The sequence below is a fragment of the Bdellovibrio bacteriovorus genome, from assembly GCF_001592745.1.
GTDB lineage: Bacteria > Bdellovibrionota > Bdellovibrionia > Bdellovibrionales > Bdellovibrionaceae > Bdellovibrio > Bdellovibrio bacteriovorus_B.
This window is the reverse complement of sequence record NZ_LUKD01000007.1, coordinates 26,601-45,983: the sequence shown is the minus strand read 5'-3', so window position 1 is coordinate 45,983 and position 19,383 is coordinate 26,601. Positions and strand designations below refer to the sequence as shown.

Here is a 19,383-nt window from a genome sequence, read left to right as displayed (position 1 = left end):
TGAAGGCCCTTTTTCTTTTGCAGATTATCCTGCTTTTTTGCCGTAAACAGTTTCTGGGCTGAGCTCACAGCACAAGTGCAAAGCAACGGGTTTAGAGTGAAAGACAGGTTCCACATCTTTCCAGAAAATCTTTTCGTAACCACTTTGCAAACCGAAAATCTCTTCACGGATTTTGAAAAGCAGTCCCGCCGGAGAACCCAAGAGCCAATCCATTTGCACCAAATAGAAGGCTTCTTCAAGCTCTACCGGATTTAATGAAGAGACGAAAGTTTTTGGAAGATTGTCCACCAAGTGACACGCATTGTGCGAGTACTTGTGGAAAGCTTTTTCCATCGGATTTACAAAAAGTTTATCGACACGAGTGTCTGGAGTCTTTGGACCCGAGAAAGGTTGAGAAAACTTTTTGAAATTCCAATAAAGAAGGGCATCGTTCACCACATACTCTGCACGGGGTAAATAATCTGTGATGGCATCTACTTTCACCGCCTCATGTGAAGGGTCTTCCACGTGAGCATTGTGGTCAATGGCTACAAGACTTCTCAGGTGATATAGGAACGAGTACAAAGCATGCAATTTCTCAGTGAAGGGTTTAGAGAAATTCAAGCCGAAGTTATAAAGCAAAGGCGCACCGATTTTATTTTCAAATGAAGCAAAAGTATCCAACAGCGGCCACAAAGCCGTAAGGTCTACGCCCCAAGGTTTAATAGCCATCTCGAAGTGCTCGTTAAATTGATCTTCAAACTCAGCACAGTATTCAGGATTCACAACCGCAAGATGAGATTGCAAAGCACGAACACGTTTTTGCGAACGCTCATAAAGCTCTGAGTGAGGATCCAAGGCTTTCCACGCTTCCACCGCGAAGGAATAATCAAGGTGAGGAGTCGCCACCGGGCTTTTAATGTAGTGGTTCAGTTTGACTAACGACAATCCGGTCAATGCGTCCGCATGATACTTAAACGGCGCTGTCGGAGAAAACTTCTTATAGCTTTCTTCCTGATTCCAGAATTGCACTTTTAAAGGACGCCACGTTGCACCCTTTTCCATCGTTACATCAAAACCCAGGCGTAATTTCTGCTTCATAGAAACTCCTTCACCTGGAACATATCGGCGGAATTTGAACCTTGTTCGAGTCCTGCTTTTCACGATATAACCAGGACCTATGATTGGTTTTGGATTCTGGATCGATGCTCATGGACATTTGGCCGACCCTCGTTGGGAGGGGCAGCAGGACGCTATTATCGAAGAAGCGCGCGGCCGTGGCCTGCATTTCTTCATGCAGGGCGGAGTGGGACCCGAAGACTGGAACAAACAACAAGAGCTTAAAAAGCGCCACCCGGCGCACATTGGATTGTGCTTCGGCCTGCACCCTTATTGGGTGGCGGCTCACGACGATGAGGAGTGTGAAGAGGCTTTAAATCTTTTGGCCTCCGCCTTACCGCAAGCCTTAGCCATCGGCGAGATGGGTTTGGATTTTCGCCCTCACATCATGAAGGATTCCCGCGAGCGCCAATTGGATGTTTTTGCTCAGCAGATTGAGCTTGCGCACTTTTCGCAAAAACCGATGGTTCTTCACTTAGTGCAGGCGCACGAAGAAAGTTTAAAAATTTTAGACCTGTACGGCGTTCCGAAACAAAAAGGTATGGTACATTCTTTCAACGGCAGCGGGGCGAAGGCGCAAGATTTTCTAAACAGAGGCTTGTATCTTTCCATCGGCGGGCCGGTGTGTCGCCCTGACAACAAGAAGTTGCATCAGGCCGTGAAAGAAATGCCTTTAGAGTATCTTCTGATCGAAAGTGACAGCCCGGATCAGCCTCCACCTGCCTATAAAGATGGCTTAAACCCTCCTGAGAGTATCTGGGAGGTGGCAAGAACTATAGGGGAGCTAAAATCACTTGATCCTCTAGAAATATTAGATATCACTACGGGTAATTTTCACAGACTGATAGGGAAGTAACGGAGAGACCATGAACCAAACTCCTGAACAACAAACTCCAGAAACAAATCTGCCTCAACCACCAGAAACGCAATACGTTTTGCACCGTCGTTTTGATCGCATGGGCCGTTTGGTGGGCGATGATGTGATGAAAAAACTTTTCAACACGCACGTGATGGTGATTGGTTTGGGTGGCGTCGGCTCTTGGGCTGCGGAATCATTGGCTCGTTCGGGCGTAGGCAAATTGACGATTATTGATTTCGATGAAATCTGCATCACCAACGCCAACCGTCAGCTTCACGCACTTCAAGGTCTTGTTGGAAAGAAAAAAGCCGAGGTCATGGGGGAGCGTCTTCGTAAGATCAATCCTCAAGCGACGGTGAATGTGATCCCTGAATTCTATAACGAAGAAAATTCGGAGATGATGTTGTCGCACAATCCAGATTTCATTGTCGATGCGATCGACAACATGACCGCAAAAACTCACTTACTAGCGACTTGCAAATCACGTGGTATTAAAGTGATCACTTCTGGTGGTTCGGCTGCGAAAATGGATCCACTCCGTATTAAGTTGATGGACTTGGGCGAAACTTACGCCGATCCGATGGCCGCTTCTGTGCGCAAAATTTTGCGCCAAAAGTTCAACTTTCCGGATACCAAAAAATTCGGCATTCCTTGTGTATTCTCCGACGAAATTCCACGCTTACCAGAAGAACTGAAATACGATAATGGTCAGGGCTTCAAATGTGTGTGTCCCACAAAGAGCAGTCTTCACGGTTGTGACAATCGCAATGTGATTCACGGAACGGCCAGCTTCGTAACGGGATCTTTCGGTTTAGCGATGGCTTCTTATATCGTGAACCAGATCCATGCTGATGTTAAAGCGGCCAACGCACCAACAAAAAATGTGGGTGAAGAATGATAGTTTTAGCATGGTTCACTTTGATCGGAATTATTATCCTTATTGGCTTTGCTCTGGTCGGAGCCACTTTCGTTCACTGGTATAAAGAGAAAAAGATCGCTCGCAAGGCGGCCGCAGCCGCTCAAGTGTCTGCCTCTCTCGAATAGCATTCAGCCTATTCGGTGCCATTTTTTGGCGGCCTGCCTAGATTCTTAGGCAGAGCCCTGACTTCATAAAGACTTCAGATGCTCTTTGGGATGGCATACTTATGGCTCCTTAGAAATTCATTGGAGTCGTTTATGAAAAAGCCCAGAATGGCCTTCCTTCTTTCGTCTTTTATTGTCAGCCTTTCTTTGTCATCCCAAGCGGCCATGACCTCGCTCAGCTCTGAAGACGCGGTGTTGTTCGATCGCTCCTATGCTTTTCTTAAGAATATTTATTCTGTCGATGCTCGCGGACGTATTGCTCCTAGGCCCGGTATTGAACTTTTTAAAATGCCGACGAATGATATTTACAGCACCGAATACTCTGTCGTTATTCCCGGGGTTCTTTCCTGGCAAGAGCGTGTGAAAACAACCGACCTGACTCGGCACTTCGAAAACTGTGTCGGTTTTGAGGTTTCTGAAGAAGCCTCAGTGAAAGAGTTATCTGCAGCCGAAATTTCTCGTCGTTTTTATTCTGGATTTAAAAATATCAATGCCTATTTTAACTCGGCAAAAATACATGGGACCTCTTTGTCTCTCGCTTTGGCTGAAGGGCAAAGTGCTGTCGCGACAGAAGTGATTGAGGCCACGATTGAATCGGTTGATCGTCACCAGAATGAGTTCTATCAAAAACAAATGGAAGCCTATCAAAATAAAGGTAAAGCGGCACTGGCAAAGACCTCCGACCGCGTGCCTTATTCTATCACTCACACCGTCATCTACCGTGAAACAAAAACACACAAAGTGGTGGGTGTTGAGTATTTCGAGTCTTCCTTAGAAAGCACACATGCCTTGGCGCGCACTCGACAGCGGGATTCCGCCCTTTTGACGCAGGATCAGATCCCGCAGGGGCTTGTGGCCTACGGTCGTTGCACGCTGCCAATTGCCAAGGAACAGTAGCATCATCGTATCGTCGGTCCTTGTGTATCCAGGGACGCAAGGGTATTCTGATAAGGAAAGAAGGTTTCTATGAAGCTGCGAATTCCTTATCAGGACAAAATCACTCTTGGATACTCTTTAGCACGCTCCGCTCACTTTGCAGCCCAGCAGTTTTCTCTTCCCATTTTTGAATTCTTAACGACGGGCAAACGCAAACACCGTCAATCTCTTGAACCGCAGAAAATGAAATTGGCCTATACAGAGTTGTATCGTCTTTTAAAGAAAGACGCTGAAAACATTCAGCACGGCTATTATCCGATGGATGTTTTAAAGCCTGAAAATCTGGCCGAACATTTTCGTCGTTATCCGCGGATTATCATGGATGGCTATCAGATCGCCAAACGTCGTACGGATCGAAATCAAAAAGATTTTAATGACGAAGCGAATGAATTTCTAAAAGAACTTCCTGAATACTACCAACGTAATTTTCATTTTCAAACCGGTGGTTATCTGACGAAAGAGTCTGCGGATCTCTATGAGCACCAAGTGGAGATTCTGTTTTCCGGTGCTGCGGATGCCATGCGCCGACTGATTATTCCATTAGTGAAGGATGTTTATCCGGGGCAAGGGGAAGGGCTTCACTTTTTAGAAGTCGCTGCCGGAACGGGAAGACTCACTCGTTTTATGAAGCTCGCTTTCCCGAAGGCGCGTATCACGGTTTTGGATTTAAGCTACCCTTACTTGAAAAAGGCGCAGGACAATTTGCACGATTTCGATCGCCTGGATTTTGTGCAAGGGGCGGCAGAAGATTTGCCTTTCCAAGGCGGCAAGTTCGATCTTGTTTATTCTTGCTTTTTGTTTCATGAACTTCCTTTAGAGATTCGTCGCCAAGCCGTTGCTGAAGGCCACCGTGTCCTTAAAGAAGGGGGGCTTTTTGGCTTTGTCGACTCTGTGCAAAAAGAAGATGCCAAAGACTTTGATTGGGCTTTAGAGCAATTCCCGGTGGATTTTCATGAACCTTTTTACAAGAACTACACCATGAATCCGATGGAAGGGCTGCTGTCTTACCAAGGCTTCGCGAAGATTAAAAAGGATCAAGGCTTTTTCGCCAAGGCCGTTGTCGGGCAAAAGCCATTCTCTTCTTGAGTTTTACGTTAAAAGTGCTACTTTCGGGGTCCTTTGATGGTAGCTAGAAGTCTTTAAACGGTTCACCCGGCGTGAAGCCTTTCAGCTTTCATTAAAAACACAAGGAGCTGAAATGGGACCTATTACACAGTTTATCGATCATCACTACCGCCACTTTAATGCCGCTGCATTGAAAGACGCAGCTAAAGGCTACAAAAAACACATCGATAACAAAGGCCAAATGCTTGTGACACTAGCAGGTGCTATGTCGACAGCTGAGTTGGGTCTTTCATTGGCAGAGATGATCCGCCAAGGAAAAGTTCACGCTATTTCTTGTACAGGTGCAAACCTTGAAGAAGACGTATTCAACTTGGTTGCTCACGATCACTACGAGCGCATTCCGAACTACCGTGATTTGACTCCGCAAGATGAACAAAAACTTTTGGAAAAGCACTTAAACCGTGTGACGGACACTTGCATTCCTGAAGAAGAAGCCATCCGTCGTATTGAAAACGTGGTGTTGGAATACTGGCAAGACGCTGATAAAAAAGGCGAGTCTTACTTCCCACACGAATTCATGTACAAAATCCTTCTTTCTGGAAAGCTTGAGCAGTACTACCAAATTGATCCAAAAAATTCTTGGTTGTTAGCTGCGGCTGAAAAAAATCTTCCAATGGTTGTTCCGGGTTGGGAAGACTCCACATTGGGTAACATCTTTGCTGGTCACTGCATTAAAGGTGACATCAAAAAGTCGACGACGGTTAAAGGTGGTATCGAGTACATGAAGACGTGGGCAGAGTGGTACATGGGTGCTTCTAAAGCGGCTCCTGTAGGCTTCTTCCAAATCGGTGGTGGTATCGCTGGGGACTTCCCAATTTGTGTGGTTCCGATGCTTGAGCAAGACTTGGGTCACGAAGATGTTCCTTTGTGGAGCTACTTCTGCCAAATCTCTGACTCTACGACATCTTACGGTTCATACTCTGGCGCTATTCCAAATGAGAAGATCACTTGGGGTAAATTGGCTCCAACAACTCCAAGCTACATCGTTGAATCAGATGCGACTATTTGTGCGCCTTTGATCTTCGGATATGTTTTGGGTTGGTAAGTTTTTGTACCCATAGTAAAAAGTCAGTTAAGAAAAGGGTCTCGAACAGAGACCCTTTTTATTTTTGAAACACGAGCGTTAAGATTTCGGTTTGCGAGTTGGAAGTCCGGCCCCCCCCCGTTTCACTATTCTATGCCAGTACTGGCGGGGTGGAGGGGGCGATTTTTTCAGGTGAATAACATCCAAGGTATTTTAATTTCCGGAACGGCGGAAATCAGAAAGGCTGGCTAGTACGAAGCCTGAGCGGCGCAATCTAAGATCTCTCCTTCGTGATTGGTGACGACATGAGCAGGAAAAGAAGCCTTCTTAACTTCAATCCAAGGATGGGGGATCGCTTTCAGTTCAAAGAAAAGCCGAGTTGAAAATTGGATGTAGGACTTGCCGTCTATCTTACGAATATTCTTTTTCTGTAAATAATCACCGAACCATAGTTTTTGAATTTCTACTCCCCAGGGAACGCGACCTTTCAGCTGGTCGGTGATTTCTAAAGGCGTCTCGGAAGATTCCAGAGCCAGGCCCTGATAGAAGATGTTTTGCTTTTTATTAAGTAAAAAGAGTCCACAGGCTTGTGAGTTTTCGAAAAGATCCTGGGTTTCGGATAAAAAGTGCGCGGTATTCCGATGAAACCGATAACGCTCGATGATCTCACTCCATAAAAAGGGCTGTGAAGAGTTGGCCTCTGCCAAAAGAAGAAGGCAGATAGACAAGCCCAGCGCGATGATAGCTAAACGCCAGGATTCCTTCACGGCTCATCCTGACGTTTTCCATAAGGACGAAGTATCACCTCATAGATGCCGGCATTGATTTGTTCGGTCAGTTGGGTGGGAATCAGATCCACGTGGGGTTCTTTCTTGCTGCGACCATATAGCTCTTCGATGGAAAGATTTAAAATATCGCTGATGCGAAACAGATGTTCGATCTTGCGTGGCTGTTGTCCCGCCAGCCAATGGTAAATGGTTTTTGCGGGCACGCCGGAAAGGCGAGAGAGCTGGGCCACGGTGAGCTTTCGATCATCTAAGATGCGACGTAAACTTTGAGTCAGGCTCATAGAAAAAGACCTTTCGACTAAACCAATCTTAGTTTTTAAAAACTTTCATGATTCAGGTACAAAATTCTCGTTCCAGAGAACAAGTTCTCGTGAACGGATAATTATTTCGATGTGTCTTAATCGAGCTGATAACGAGGTGAAAACATCAGCCCTACGAGTAGTCTATTTAGGCAACAGACAAAAGCCTCAAAGCCGTTTGGCAAGGTCAGTATATAAAGGCCCCTTAGAAATGCAAGCGGGGAATGCAACACTGCCAGTTAAGGCTTGCATTTGCTGAAACAAAACGAAAGCATCATTAGCATGAAAATCGAAGAGCTTTTTATCTATCCCATTAAATCCGCGCGAGCCCAAAGCGTGAAAGATATGAAAATCACATCGGAAGGCCCGGAAGGGGATCGCCAATGGATGCTCGTCGATGAAAATGGAAAATTTCTTTCGCAAAGAACGCTCCCCAAGATTGCGACGATTGAGGTCTTTCAAGATGAGGCTTCTTTAACCATCGGTTTTCAAAAAATGTTCTTTAAAATTTCAAAGAACAATTCTTTCAAAAGAAAAATCACGGTGCAGGTTTGGAATGACAGCTTTGAGGCAGCCCTAGAGCCTGATTTATACTCGCAGGGTATTTCACAATACTTGGGTGTGAACTGTAAACTTGTCCGCTATGCTCCGTTCTCGCAACGACGTGTGCGTTCTTTACAAGAAGAAACCTGGAAGCCTGAAGTGCGGTTTGCCGACGCAAGACCCTTATTATTGGTAAATACAAAAAGTCTTGAAGATCTAAATTCGCGCTTACCTGAACCTGTGAGTATCGACCGCTTTCGTCCTAATATCGTGTTTCATGGTCAGTCCGCTTTTGAGGAAGACGGATGGAGTCGCATCCGTGTCGGGGAGGTCATATTTTCCCAACCCAAAAAAAGTGCTCGCTGTGTGATGATCACCATTGATCAAATCACGGGCGAAAAGAAGGGCCCTGAGCCATTAAAAACTCTTTCGACCTATCGTAAGGAAGGAACGGGGGTCTTTTTCGGGACTCTGTGGATACCTGAAAACGAAGGTCTGATCCAAAAAACAGATACCGTACAGGTGCTGGCGTAAGGTTTTTTCAATCCTGAGCCTCCCTTTAATCAACAGGTAAAAATGACCCAGGGGCTGCCAATTTACGTCGCTGTAAAATCCGTTAGCAGCCTATAAAATCCTCATCGCATCTTAACATCGGCCTGGTCCGTGCACTCTTGCTTCCCGAATGAACGTCTCTTTCCAAGGTTGAAGCAATGTTTAAGGCAAAATTCATATTTGTTTTGTTTGTATTTGTTGTGAAGTTTGCGGTGGCGGCCACTCCGGCCTCCACTGGGTTGCACCTGTCTTTTGAGCAAAGACTGGCTTTGACTTATGCACTTTTAGCTCAGGGCGAATCGCAAGAAAATAAGCAAGAAATTCTAGAGCGCGCCAAAGCCTACTTTCAGGGCATCTATAATAAAGAAGTGGAACATGTGAAAGTGAAGAACTTTGAAGAGTTCTTGCGTCTTCATAAAGGGGCCTGGCCCAATACTCACAGCGTGAAACTAGATCTTGAAATCCTTGAAAAGCAAGGCCCTCGCGCTATGAAAATCTTTGAAGCCGAAAGCCCGCGCATTCAAAAGCAGATTGATACCTATTTAGAGTGGCAGCAAGAGCAGCTCAAAAACATGGCGCAAAAGCAAAATGGTGCTGAGTCTTTGGATATGGAGAAGCTAGCGGGTCAAGCGATGGCTCTTTTGCAAAATCCAGAAGCGCAAAAAATTGCAGAGAATTGGGTATTGCAGGAAAGTGAAGCTTTGTTGGCCGACCGTATGAAAGAGTTAGACCGCGTGGGTGAAAAAATCGCGCAAAACGGTTTCGCGCAACAACAAGATAAGACTATGCGAATCTTCATGGAGACCATGTTCAGTGAGTACTTCTCGCGCTTGTCGCCAGAATCAAAAAAGCTCATCGTGTCTTCTTACTTAGGCGGAGACCTTTTGGTCTCGGATATGAAAAAATTTGAGATCATGGTTCAAAACAGTGGTCCTCAATTGCAAAAGCTTTTGCAAGTTGTGGCTCGCCAAGCCGATCTAGGTCCCGAAATGCTCGAGGTCTTTCGTGCTCTTGAAAACTCTGTACGTCCGGTGCCTTGGGTGCAGGTAGAGCAAATCGTCAGCAAAGAACATGGCAACTACAAGTTCACTTATTTTGAAAGAAAAGCTTTGGGCGTAGGAACAATGGCGCAAGTTCATCGCGCAAAGATCATGGTCGATGGAAAACGTCATGACGTGGTTGTTCGTTTTATCAAACCCGGCATTGCTGAAAGAGTGCAAGAAGATAAAGTGATCCTGACTGAAGTCGCGAAGATTCTGGATAACAATCCTGAGTTCCGTAAAACGGGTGCGCCAAAGCTCACGCCGATTATTGAAGATATCACCGCAACGGTGACGGCAGAGCTTAGTCAAGAAGATACGATTCGCCGTCAGAAACTAGCAAAGACTCGTTACGACGGGACTATGTTGATGAAAACGCCAGAATACAAGAACTACATCGAATTCAATGTGCCTCGTATTTACGAGTCCACAGGTGAATCAAATTTGATGGTTCAGGAGATGGTGATCGGTAAAAAGCTGGATAAAGAAGTGGCGCTTTATAAAGAAGTGGCTCCTGAAATGAAAAAAGCCGTTATCGAAAATATGGCGAAACTTTGGGCGAACGAAGTGATGTTTGGTGGCGGCTTTTATCACTCGGATCTTCATCAAGGTAACTTCATGATGCATGTCACGGATCCTAAAATTCGTTTGCACATTCTTGACTTCGGTATGGGCGGAGTGATCTCTGAATCCATGCAGCGTCAAGTGATGGTGTTGGGTGCGGGAACGGAGCTTCTGAACGCCGAGCTTATTGCGCGTGCCTTCTGGAACTTAAGTGATAAGAACAGAAACACGGTGAACCAGACGCAGTTACAAAGCTTGGTGGCAGAACGCATTCGCCGAATCAAATCTGGTGCCGAAGTGAATACGTCTTTAGAGCACTGGACAGCTTTTGCGATGGATAATGGAATCAAACTTCCTTATGAGTTTGTCAGTCTGAACCGCGGTATCGTTATCGTGAACAAGCTTTTAGCGGATGCCGGAAGTAAGCTGACCGTGACGAGCATGATGAAGAGTTACGCGGTGGCGCATCCGGCCATGGTTTATCAAAAGCTGGTAGTGGAAGAAAAGATCTCTCGCACCGATCTAATGAAGTTGGGTTGGAGCGAAATGAAGGGCGTGATCTTCGGCCCAAGTGAAAAGATCACGGCTCCGGCGGCAGTGGGCTTGCGCTGCGAAGCTATTTTCCTTTAGTCCCTCTCCGCCGAATTACGAGTGAGTAATCAATAAACTATTTGATTGTTGCCAGGTGTTCCCCTCTCCACAATGGAGAAAAAAGGGGGACCCTGTCATGGCTTCATCGGCGGACGCAACCATTAGTGCAACAGAAAAACGGAACGTCTGGAAGGTCATTGCCGCTTCCAGTGCGGGTACTTTGATTGAATGGTACGACTTCTACATCTTTGGAAGTTTGGCGACCATTATCTCGGCGCAGTTTTTCCCGAAGGGGAACGAGACTGTCGCCCTATTAGGGACATTAGCAACCTTTGCGACGGGATTCATCGTCCGACCTTTCGGAGCTTTGGTTTTCGGGAGAGTCGGGGATGTTGTCGGTCGTAAGTATGCCTTCATGATCACGCTTCTTATCATGGGGCTTGCGACCACAGTGATTGGTTTACTTCCGACCTATGAAAGCATCGGAATTTTTGCTCCGATTCTGTTACTATTGCTTCGTTTGCTTCAAGGTTTGGCGTTAGGAGGGGAATATGGTGGTGCAGCCACCTATGTTGCGGAACATAGTCCTGACGGGAAGCGCGGGTTTTACACAAGCTTTATTCAGACCACAGCCACATTAGGTCTATTCGTTTCACTCGGGGTTATCTTGGTGACTCGATTAACCATGGGGGAAGAAGAGTTTGCCGACTGGGGCTGGCGTATCCCTTTCTTGTTGTCGGTGGTTCTAGTCGTTGTTTCTTACCTGATCCGTCGCCGTATGGAAGAATCTCCTGTCTTTATGCAAATGAAGGCTCAGGGAAAAACTTCGAAAAGTCCTCTGCGCGAAAGCTTCATGCAACCTGAAAATCGTCGCATGGTGATCTTAGCACTTCTGGGAGCGACGGCCGGGCAAGGTGTTGTTTGGTATACGGGTCAGTTCTATGCTCTTTATTATTTGCAGACCGTCTTGAAGGTGGAGTTTGTTCTGGCAAATCAGATTATTGCCATGGCTCTTCTTTTTGCGACTCCATTCTTCATTGTTTTTGGGGCGATGTCAGATAAAATCGGTCGCAAGAAAATCATGATGGCGGGATGTTTGATTGCCGCTTTAACTTACTATCCGATTTATCGTGCGATGGAAACTTACTCAGGTTGGGATCCTGCAAATCCCACGGCGACGGCTTTGAATCCTAACGTCGTTATGCTAACCGTCTTAGTGTTCATTCAGGTGATTTACGTAACCATGGTGTATGGTCCGATAGCGGCATTCTTAGTGGAGCTATTTCCGGTGCAAATCAGATACACGTCGATGTCCCTCCCTTATCACATCGGAAACGGTGTTTTCGGTGGGCTTGTGCCTTTTATTGGGACGGCGCTTGTGGCGTCAACGGGAAATCATTTCGCGGGGTTGATGTATCCCATCGGAATCGCCTTGATGACTTTTGTTATTGGAAGCCTTTATATCAAGGAAGATCGCAGTGTTCGCTGGCACTCGATTGCTCCGTCTCAAAATGGGAAGACGCGGCTCTAAACAAATATCGATAAATATCTGGGTATTCTCAATTTGAATCTCAGATTCGCGAGGGGCGCTCCGATAAGTCTAGTATGCGGTTAGGGGCGCCAATCCATGTATTTGTATGTCTTATGTTCGCCATGCTTTTTTCGGCATGCACGGAACGTTCATTGGAAATGGCTTTCTTAAATCCCTCCATTCTGAATAAATCTGAATTTAAAATTACGAACGAAACGAGCGGTGATCTGCTGCCGGATGCGAATGAGTCTTCAGTTCAACTCGAAGCCGAATGCAGCGCAAATATTCAATACATAGAAATTCAAAATCCCGAGACGAAAGCGTGGACGAAAAGCACAGACCTCATCGCCGGTGGTGACGCGAATTGCGCCGATGACAGTAAGATCTCTTTCAGCATTCCAAGTTCCTATGCGGCTCCTTTTATGCCGTCTGCTCCCGGGGATTTCCGTCAGCCTTTTCAAATTCGTTGGGCGGTGAAAAGTCACGAAGGCGAAATTTCTGTTTATTATAAAACTCTGAATGTTCTATTCAAAGCTCCAGAAGTTTCAGCAACATCTTCGTTGATCGGGCCGAATCAAGTTGCGAGTGGTTACACTGTCTCCGGAACATGCTCAAAGCAGGCGGGGTTTGTTGAGATCACAGACGTGTTTGAAACGAAACAAACGGTGACCTGTGATAGCGGTACTTATTCTTTAAATGCCACCTTAAAATCTTCGATAGCTTCGGGCCCGCTCACTTACAAAGTAAAGCACACAGCTTCCGCGGCCAGCCGTGCTTACGCAGAAATTGAAAAGACGGTCACCGCCGACTTTACGCCACCAGAAATTCATATCATTACTCCCGCGGCAGGTGCCATACTTACGGATGCGGATTATTCAACGGGAACTTCATTTGCCATGGAAGGAACATGCAGTGAAGACCTTATGCCGGTGAACGTGAAAGTGAATGGGATTCTTTCTACTTCTTTTACGTGCTCTGCGACGAAAGAGTTTTCAGGTGATATCATTCTTCCAGAAGGGCTTTCAGATATACAGGTTCAGCAAACCGATGCGGTAGGAAACGCAACGAGCGTCACGGTTAGCGTAACGAAAGATACCTCAGGACCGGGTGACTTCACCATTACAGGTGTTCAGTCCACAGCGGACGATAATACGATTGATAATCTTTTGACGGGCACAGTCTTGCGCGTGGATTTTTCTAACTCTCCTGATGCCGTTTCTTATGATGTCCAGATCAAAGATACGGCCGGTGCGGTAATATGCCCTTCACAAAATGTGACGACAGGCTATGCGATCTTCAATTCTTGCACGCTGACAAACGGTGTAGCTTATAAAGTTTATGCTAGCGCCAAAGATAATTTAAATCGGGTCACCACGGCGTTAAACAATGCTTATTCATTCACTGTACAGCTGCCAGTGCCAACAATTGCTAAAGTCTACAGTGATGTGACAAGTATCACTTACATATCCGGGCAAAACATTGTTCTTAATATTCAGTTCAGTCGCAGTGTCACTATTACGGGTTCTCCGAAAGTGACATTAAATACAGGAGAAAATGTTGTTTTCACTTCTGCTGCTATCGTTTCTGGTACGGATAGTAAGGTAGTTCGTTTTACTTACGTGCCCGGTATGAATATAGATGTGAATCCTTTGGAAGTGACAAGTGTCACTTTAAATGGGGGAAGCATCAAAGATTCTATCAATGGGCTTGATGCAAGCCTTGTATTGCCAACTGAAGCGTCAAATCGGTTGTCGGCCTGGAATCTAGGTATTGACTCTTTGGCTCCTGCTTCGGTGACGGGACTTTCAATTACCGCCGTTCCTAAAAGAATCGACATAACTCCTTCGATAACCTTCACGCCACCGGCTGATCCTGATGCCCTGACTTATTGGATGAAGATTTCTCGCCAAAGTGACAACCTGCAAATCATGGGATGGTCGCAAGTGGCTTCGTCCACTTCCGGGTTGCCGTTAAATGCAGCCTTGGTGGAACCAGGTGTGCAATATCGAGTTGAAGTTCAAGTGAAGGATCCCTTCTCAAACGCGAGTGGCATCACTCAAGGGTATTTCGTCTCTACCGCGTGTCCGACCAATTTTGCTTACGTGTATAACCCCACGTTTATAACACAACCTTTTTGCGTCGCCCGTTATGAAGCCAAAGGAGCGTCGCATGCGCCGCAATTCGTGTCTAGTGGGTTGCCTGTGAATGCCAATATTATGCAAGCGACGCAAGGTTGTAACAATTTAGGAGCGGGTTACAGTCTTATCAGCAATACTCATTGGAATGCCGTGGCTGACCTAATTGCGAAACGACCAGACAACTGGACAAATTTTGCTGTCGGCTCTGGTGTCCTTCATCGAGGGAACAATCAAATTATAGCTTTGAGTGAAGTGGTAGAAAGTGATCCTTGCTATCCGCAGTCCAATGCCTCTGTCTGTGCAAGTACTGGTAATAAACGTAAACACATACTGCCGTTTAATCAATCCGTCTGGGATATGGCCGGAAATGCGCTAGAACCTGTTTCCGACGCAGACTCTGTGTCAGCGGCGACGCTAGAATATGTGTCTGCTCTTGCCACCGGAAGCGTAAAGACGAAATATGGAACAACACAGTCCTGTGATCTACCGGGCAGCCCTGAATATTGCGGATTCGGAAAAGTAGATCTGTCAGTAACTTCAGTCAGCGCCATTTGGAGAGGTGGAAGTTCTGTCACAACAAGTGCCAAAGCCATTGGTGTATTTAGCACTCTTCGTTACGGAGACGCGATGACGTTATCATCAGACAGCGGATTCCGTTGCGTTTACGAGTTTTAGACTTTTAAAAATCTTCTGCTAAGAACGTGGAATCTCCACGTTAAAAGTATCGCTGCGAAAATCAGCCCAATTAAAAGACCAATCCAAATTCCCACAGGTCCTACACCTAAGTGGAAAGCCAGCAGGTACCCCAACGGCAAACCCATAACCCAATAAGCAAAAAAGGCGATAATACTTGGCCACTGCGTATCGCTCATTCCGCGCAAAGCGCCGATGGCCACAGCTTGCACTCCATCAAAGACTTCAAAGATCGCAACGACAATAAAAAACTGCGCAGCCCACGCAATAACGTCAGCGTCTTTCACGTAGAAGGTCGGAAACCATTCACGTAAAAAGAAAAATCCCAGAGCACATAAGCTCATGTAGGCGCCGCCCAGTTTTATCGCCGTGAATCCAGCAAAGCGCGCTAAGGAGTAATCTCCACGACCGAGCTCATAACCCACGCGAATGGAAGCCGCGATGCCAATACCTAAAGTGATAAGAAAGCTCGTACTTGCCAGACTGATTGTGATTTGGTGAGCAGCGAGCGGTCCGGCACCGAACCATCCCATCATCACGGCGGCCGTTGAAAAGGCCCCGACTTCAAAGATGTAAGTCAGTCCATTCGGGATACCTAAGCGGATCAGATTTTTTAAAAGATGATGATCAAAGCGGTGAGTCCAACGCTCTTGCATGTAATGCTTAAAGTGAGGATGTACGTGAACATAAAGCATCATGATAACAGCCATCACGATACGCGCTATCAGCGTCGCCCAGGCGGCGCCATCAAGTCCCATTTTAGGAAATCCATAATGCCCATGAATCAAAACATAGTTGCCGGCGATATTCAGGACTACGCCCAACATCATCACATACATGGCAACTTTTGTTTTACCGATTCCATCGGTGAACTGTTTGTAAGTCTGATAAATCAAGCTGGGAAGAATGGACCAGGTGATGATCTTAAAGAAACTGCCTCCCAGCTCCAAAACGTCGGGCGTTTGTCCAAACCAATGCAGGTTCGGCGCAAGCAGATAAAGCAAACCAATGGTGAAAGCACTCACTCCCAAGGCCACAAAAACACTGTGACGAAGTAGCACGCCTCCATAAGGATAATTTTCTTGCCCTTGCATCCGCGCAAAAAGAGCGGTGATCGGGGACAACATGCCAATACCAAAAATCAAAAAGACAATGAAAACACTGCCGGCAAAAGCCGAAGCGCTTAAAGCCAAAGGACCTAAAGCACCTACCATGATCGTATCAGCCAAGGTGATCAGATTTTGACCAACTTGTCCGATAACGATAGGGCCTGAAAGTTTGGCTAAGAGTTTACTTTCGTGGAAAAACTTAGACTGAGACAACTTCTTGAATCTCCGGGAAAAGTTCCTTCATTCGCGTTTCAATGCCGTCTTTCAACGTGATTTGCGAACTTGGACATCCGGAGCATGCACCCTTCATGTGGATGTAAAGAATATTGTTTTCGTATTTATAGAAAGCGATGTCGCCGCCGTCCAAAGCCACCACCGGGCGGATTTCACGGTTTAGAACAGACTTGATGTTGCGAACAATCGGCAAGTCGTTTTCATCGTCTTCAGGCATGGCGACAAACTCAATCACGACCGGTTCATCACGATCCATGTGTTCTTGAATCAATCCGCTTAAAGGTTGAGCAAGAAGGTCCCACTCGACCCAGTCTTGCTTCGTCACAGTGATAAAGTCAGGACCGACATAAACGGAGCTTGTCCAAGGAAAACCAAAGATTTTCGAGGCCAATGGTGAACGCTCGGCTTCTTCTGCTGTCGGGCAGTCAAACCCCTCTGAAGTCACTTGTTTGCCTAATAGGAACTTCATTTTGGCTGGATTGGGTGTATTTTCGAACGTCACTTTATTCATAAAAGACCTCTTTGCGGACAAGGCACAGTATATCACAGAGTGTTTTCTGCCAAGCGTGTTAATCCATGAGACGCGCTTGATTATCTCAAAAAATATTACTAACTTATCTCGGCTTAAGCCTCAATTTATGCGGTTTTGCAGTCTATTTTGTGAGCTTTATTTGAAGTTACGCTGATTAATCGAAAGGGAAGCAGAGATGACACCTAGAGTTAGAGAGATTTTGAGTTGGTACGGAGCTGATAATCCTGGAGTGCTAGCTAATATGGCTCGCATCATGAATCACGGTAAACTTGCAGGCACAGGTAAAATGGTGATCTTGCCGGTGGACCAAGGTTTTGAACACGGTCCGGCTCGCTCTTTCGCGAAAAATCCAGATGGTTATGATCCTGCTTACCACATTCAGCTGGCGATCGAGTCGGGTTGCAATGCTTACGCCGCTCCACTAGGCGCTATCGAAGCTGTAGCTCGTGACTTCGCTGGCGAAATCCCATTGATTCTTAAAATCAATAACTCTGACACTCTTTACACAGACAAGCGCCCGCACTCTGCATTGACGTCTTACATCGACGATGCCTTGAGATTGGGTTGCGTGGGTATTGGTTTCACAATCTACCCAGGATCTGCAGAACGCAAAGGTCAATACGAAGAAATCGCACAAGCGGCTCGTGAAGCGAAGGCGGCGGGTCTTGTTGTCGTGATCTGGTCTTACGCGCGTGGCGAACAAATCTCTAAAGAGGGTGAAACAGCTATCGACGTGATCGCGTACTCTGCACACATCGCTGCTCAATTGGGCGCTCACATCATCAAAGTAAAACCGCCAACAGCTCACATCGAACAAGCCGCAGCGGCGAAAGTTTACCAAGAACAAGGTATCAAAGTATCTTCATTGGCAGACCGCGCTCGTCACGTTGTTCAATCTTGCTTTGCAGGCAAACGCATCGTGATCTTCTCTGGTGGAGAAGCTAAAGGCACAGAAGAAATCTTAAAAGAGGTTTCGGATCTAGCTCAAGGTGGCGGTTTTGGTTCGATCATGGGCCGTAACGCCTTCCAACGTCCTAAGAAAGAAGCTCTTGAACTTCTTCACAACGTCATGGAAGCCTTCGCCGGCAAAAAACTATAGTCATCAAAGGTACCTGCTTCCCTTCGTGGGAAAAAGGTACCAGGTTCTTTTTCCTCGTAATAATTTTTGGAGCTCAATTTAATGTCCATTCATGAAAATCCACTCAGAGCAGAAAAACGTAAAAAACTTCATGCTCTTCGCGAAAAAGGCATCAATCCTTATCCGTACGTTTTTGAAAACAAAGCGAAGATCGCGGAAGTCGTAGCTGAACATGCGGCGACTTTGCAAGCCGGTGAAAAGAAGCCTGAGTTCTCTTATCGTATCGCGGGTCGTTTGATGACTTTGCGTATGATGGGGAAGGCTTCTTTTTTCAACGTGCAGGATCAAACAGGCACAGTGCAGGTTTACGTAAAAACTGAAGAGCTTGCGGAAAAAGACCGTGAAGCTTTCAATCTAGTGGATTTGGGCGATATCGTCGGTATCGAAGGTTACGTCTTTAAATCTCAAAAAGGCGAATTTTCAATCTACGTAAAAAGCTTCCAAATTTTGACGAAGACAATTGAACCTTTGCCAGAAAAATTCCACGGTGTTCAAGATATCGAAATCAAATATCGTCATCGTCACTTGGATTTGATCTCGNNAAACTCGCTCTAAGATCATCAAAGAAATCCGTCGTTTCTTAGACGACCGTGGTTTTATGGAAGTGGAAACTCCGACTTTGCAACCGGTTTACGGTGGTGCAGCGGCGACTCCATTTACAACTCATCACAAAGCTTTGGATATGAAGCTGTACATGAGAATTTCACCAGAGCTTTATTTGAAACGCCTGATCGTAGGTGGTTTTGAAAAAGTTTATGAAATCTCTAAAAACTTCCGTAACGAAGGTATCGACCGCACTCACAATCCAGAGTTCGCGTTGCTTGAGTTCTACGAAGCTTACACAGACTACAACTATCAAATGAAACAGTTTGAAGAGCTGATTTCGCAATTGGCTTTGAAAATCACGGGCAGCATGAAGGTGTCTTACCAAGGGAAAGAGATTGATTTTACTCCTCCTTGGCGCCGTCTGACTGTCTTTGATGGTGTTCGCGAATACGCGGGCATTGATCCCGATAAAGCGACGGAAGAAGAATTGTTCCAAGCCATCCGTAAAAACGGTGGCGACATCGAAAAGCCGGGTAAAAAAGGCGAGATGATCATGGAACTTTTCGAACTGACAGCAGAACAGCACTTGTGGCAACCGACCTTCGTGATGGATCACCCGGTAGAGATTTCTCCGTTGACGAAAATTCACCGTCGCGATGGCCGTTTGGTCGAGCGCTTTGAACCGTTTGCTGCGTGTATGGAAATCGGGAATGCTTATTCCGAGTTGAATGATCCAGAAGATCAATTGGCCCGTTTGAAAGAGCAAGAAGCCAATCGTGCAAATGACGAAGAAGCTCATCCGATGGATGAAGATTTCTTGTTAGCGATCGATGCGGGTATGCCGCCGACAGGTGGTGTGGGAATTGGTATCGAGCGTATTGTGATGATCATGACTGATCGTCCAAGTATCCGTGATATCATCTTCTTCCCTACAATGAGAATTACCAAGTAGGGTGCTAA

General features: G+C 46.2%; 17 protein-coding genes and 1 pseudogene. 13 read left to right on the top strand and 5 right to left on the bottom strand.

Annotated elements, in window-relative coordinates:
- Positions 1–24: 24 nt before the first annotated feature.
- Entirely contained in the window at positions 25–1,080 is a 1,056-nt protein-coding gene (locus AZI87_RS14320) for a hypothetical protein (RefSeq protein ID WP_063208533.1), read from the bottom strand.
- Between the two features lie 79 nt (positions 1,081–1,159).
- Between AZI87_RS14320 and AZI87_RS14315 the strand changes: the two genes are divergently transcribed.
- From AZI87_RS14315 to AZI87_RS14295, 6 genes are all read left to right on the top strand, one after another.
- Complete coding sequence (locus AZI87_RS14315) at positions 1,160–1,954, top strand: TatD family hydrolase (protein ID WP_063208531.1); 795 nt, start codon at positions 1,160–1,162, stop codon at positions 1,952–1,954.
- 10 nt (positions 1,955–1,964) lie between these two features.
- Positions 1,965–2,855 (top strand): tRNA threonylcarbamoyladenosine dehydratase, encoded by an 891-nt coding sequence (locus tag AZI87_RS14310; RefSeq protein WP_063208529.1) that lies wholly within the window; start codon positions 1,965–1,967, stop codon positions 2,853–2,855.
- The gene (locus tag AZI87_RS18215; RefSeq protein ID WP_172795340.1) at positions 2,852–3,001 is read left to right on the top strand and encodes a hypothetical protein; all 150 of its coding nucleotides are present in this window, start codon (positions 2,852–2,854) and stop codon (positions 2,999–3,001) included. The genes AZI87_RS14310 and AZI87_RS18215 overlap by 4 nt, the downstream gene beginning before the upstream one ends.
- A 132-nt stretch (positions 3,002–3,133) precedes the next feature.
- Positions 3,134–3,937, top strand: a complete 804-nt coding sequence (locus AZI87_RS14305; protein WP_063208527.1) for a hypothetical protein — start codon at positions 3,134–3,136, stop codon at positions 3,935–3,937.
- A 69-nt stretch (positions 3,938–4,006) separates the two neighbouring features.
- Entirely contained in the window at positions 4,007–5,062 is a 1,056-nt protein-coding gene (locus AZI87_RS14300; protein ID WP_063208525.1) for a class I SAM-dependent methyltransferase, read from the top strand.
- A gap of 112 nt (positions 5,063–5,174) precedes the next feature.
- Complete coding sequence (locus AZI87_RS14295; RefSeq protein WP_063208523.1) at positions 5,175–6,146, top strand: deoxyhypusine synthase family protein; 972 nt, start codon at positions 5,175–5,177, stop codon at positions 6,144–6,146.
- 227 nt (positions 6,147–6,373) lie between these two features.
- Here the strand turns inward: AZI87_RS14295 and AZI87_RS14290 are convergent, their stop codons facing one another.
- Both AZI87_RS14290 and AZI87_RS14285 read right to left on the bottom strand, forming a co-directional pair.
- Positions 6,374–6,892: a hypothetical protein gene (locus tag AZI87_RS14290; protein WP_063208521.1), complete on the bottom strand. Its 519-nt coding sequence runs from the start codon at positions 6,890–6,892 to the stop codon at positions 6,374–6,376.
- Entirely contained in the window at positions 6,889–7,194 is a 306-nt protein-coding gene (locus tag AZI87_RS14285) for a helix-turn-helix domain-containing protein (protein WP_063208519.1), read from the bottom strand. Before AZI87_RS14285 ends, AZI87_RS14290 begins: the two co-directional genes overlap by 4 nt.
- A 300-nt stretch (positions 7,195–7,494) precedes the next feature.
- Here AZI87_RS14285 and AZI87_RS14280 point away from each other — a divergent pair, with 300 nt between their 5' ends.
- The 4 genes from AZI87_RS14280 (at position 7,495) to AZI87_RS14265 (ending at position 14,846) form a co-directional block, all read left to right on the top strand.
- The gene (locus AZI87_RS14280) at positions 7,495–8,289 is read left to right on the top strand and encodes an MOSC domain-containing protein (protein ID WP_063208620.1); all 795 of its coding nucleotides are present in this window, start codon (positions 7,495–7,497) and stop codon (positions 8,287–8,289) included.
- Between the two features lie 176 nt (positions 8,290–8,465).
- Positions 8,466–10,541 carry an AarF/UbiB family protein gene (locus AZI87_RS14275; protein ID WP_063208516.1) on the top strand — a complete coding sequence of 692 codons (2,076 nt, stop codon included), beginning with the start codon at positions 8,466–8,468 and terminating at the stop codon, positions 10,539–10,541.
- Between the two features lie 97 nt (positions 10,542–10,638).
- A complete protein-coding gene (locus tag AZI87_RS14270; RefSeq protein ID WP_063208514.1) occupies positions 10,639–12,033 on the top strand; it encodes an MFS transporter in 1,395 nt (464 codons plus the stop codon).
- A gap of 113 nt (positions 12,034–12,146) precedes the next feature.
- Entirely contained in the window at positions 12,147–14,846 is a 2,700-nt protein-coding gene (locus AZI87_RS14265) for a hypothetical protein (protein ID WP_063208512.1), read from the top strand.
- On the opposite strand, the gene AZI87_RS14260 is transcribed toward AZI87_RS14265, so the two are convergent.
- Both AZI87_RS14260 and AZI87_RS14255 read right to left on the bottom strand, forming a co-directional pair.
- Positions 14,843–16,186 (bottom strand): MATE family efflux transporter, encoded by a 1,344-nt coding sequence (locus AZI87_RS14260; protein WP_253696847.1) that lies wholly within the window; start codon positions 16,184–16,186, stop codon positions 14,843–14,845. The genes AZI87_RS14265 and AZI87_RS14260 overlap by 4 nt on opposite strands.
- The gene (locus tag AZI87_RS14255; RefSeq protein ID WP_063208511.1) at positions 16,173–16,718 is read right to left on the bottom strand and encodes a NifU family protein; all 546 of its coding nucleotides are present in this window, start codon (positions 16,716–16,718) and stop codon (positions 16,173–16,175) included. Before AZI87_RS14255 ends, AZI87_RS14260 begins: the two co-directional genes overlap by 14 nt.
- A 196-nt stretch (positions 16,719–16,914) precedes the next feature.
- Here AZI87_RS14255 and AZI87_RS14250 point away from each other — a divergent pair, with 196 nt between their 5' ends.
- The 3 genes and pseudogenes from AZI87_RS14250 to AZI87_RS14245 form a co-directional block, all read left to right on the top strand.
- Positions 16,915–17,838: a class I fructose-bisphosphate aldolase gene (locus AZI87_RS14250; protein ID WP_063208509.1), complete on the top strand. Its 924-nt coding sequence runs from the start codon at positions 16,915–16,917 to the stop codon at positions 17,836–17,838.
- A gap of 81 nt (positions 17,839–17,919) precedes the next feature.
- Positions 17,920–18,417: pseudogene (locus tag AZI87_RS18430) on the top strand (OB-fold nucleic acid binding domain-containing protein); the annotation flags it as partial.
- A gap of 2 nt (positions 18,418–18,419) precedes the next feature.
- Positions 18,420–19,375: lysine--tRNA ligase (locus AZI87_RS14245; RefSeq protein WP_253696844.1), on the top strand; the 956-nt coding region annotated here is incomplete at its 5' end.
- Between the last annotated feature and the right edge of the window lie 8 nt (positions 19,376–19,383).

Coding starts and splice junctions, on each gene's coding strand:
- AZI87_RS14320 (WP_063208533.1), bottom strand. CDS start 1,080: ATGAAGCAGAAATTACGCCTGGGTTTTGATGTAACGATGGAAAAGGGT.
- AZI87_RS14300 (WP_063208525.1), top strand. CDS start 4,007: ATGAAGCTGCGAATTCCTTATCAGGACAAAATCACTCTTGGATACTCT.
- AZI87_RS14265 (WP_063208512.1), top strand. CDS start 12,147: ATGTTCGCCATGCTTTTTTCGGCATGCACGGAACGTTCATTGGAAATG.
- AZI87_RS14270 (WP_063208514.1), top strand. CDS start 10,639: ATGGCTTCATCGGCGGACGCAACCATTAGTGCAACAGAAAAACGGAAC.
- AZI87_RS14305 (WP_063208527.1), top strand. CDS start 3,134: ATGAAAAAGCCCAGAATGGCCTTCCTTCTTTCGTCTTTTATTGTCAGC.
- AZI87_RS14250 (WP_063208509.1), top strand. CDS start 16,915: ATGACACCTAGAGTTAGAGAGATTTTGAGTTGGTACGGAGCTGATAAT.
- AZI87_RS14295 (WP_063208523.1), top strand. CDS start 5,175: ATGGGACCTATTACACAGTTTATCGATCATCACTACCGCCACTTTAAT.
- AZI87_RS14315 (WP_063208531.1), top strand. CDS start 1,160: ATGATTGGTTTTGGATTCTGGATCGATGCTCATGGACATTTGGCCGAC.
- AZI87_RS14255 (WP_063208511.1), bottom strand. CDS start 16,718: ATGAATAAAGTGACGTTCGAAAATACACCCAATCCAGCCAAAATGAAG.
- AZI87_RS14285 (WP_063208519.1), bottom strand. CDS start 7,194: ATGAGCCTGACTCAAAGTTTACGTCGCATCTTAGATGATCGAAAGCTC.
- AZI87_RS18215 (WP_172795340.1), top strand. CDS start 2,852: ATGATAGTTTTAGCATGGTTCACTTTGATCGGAATTATTATCCTTATT.
- AZI87_RS14275 (WP_063208516.1), top strand. CDS start 8,466: ATGTTTAAGGCAAAATTCATATTTGTTTTGTTTGTATTTGTTGTGAAG.
- AZI87_RS14280 (WP_063208620.1), top strand. CDS start 7,495: ATGAAAATCGAAGAGCTTTTTATCTATCCCATTAAATCCGCGCGAGCC.
- AZI87_RS14310 (WP_063208529.1), top strand. CDS start 1,965: ATGAACCAAACTCCTGAACAACAAACTCCAGAAACAAATCTGCCTCAA.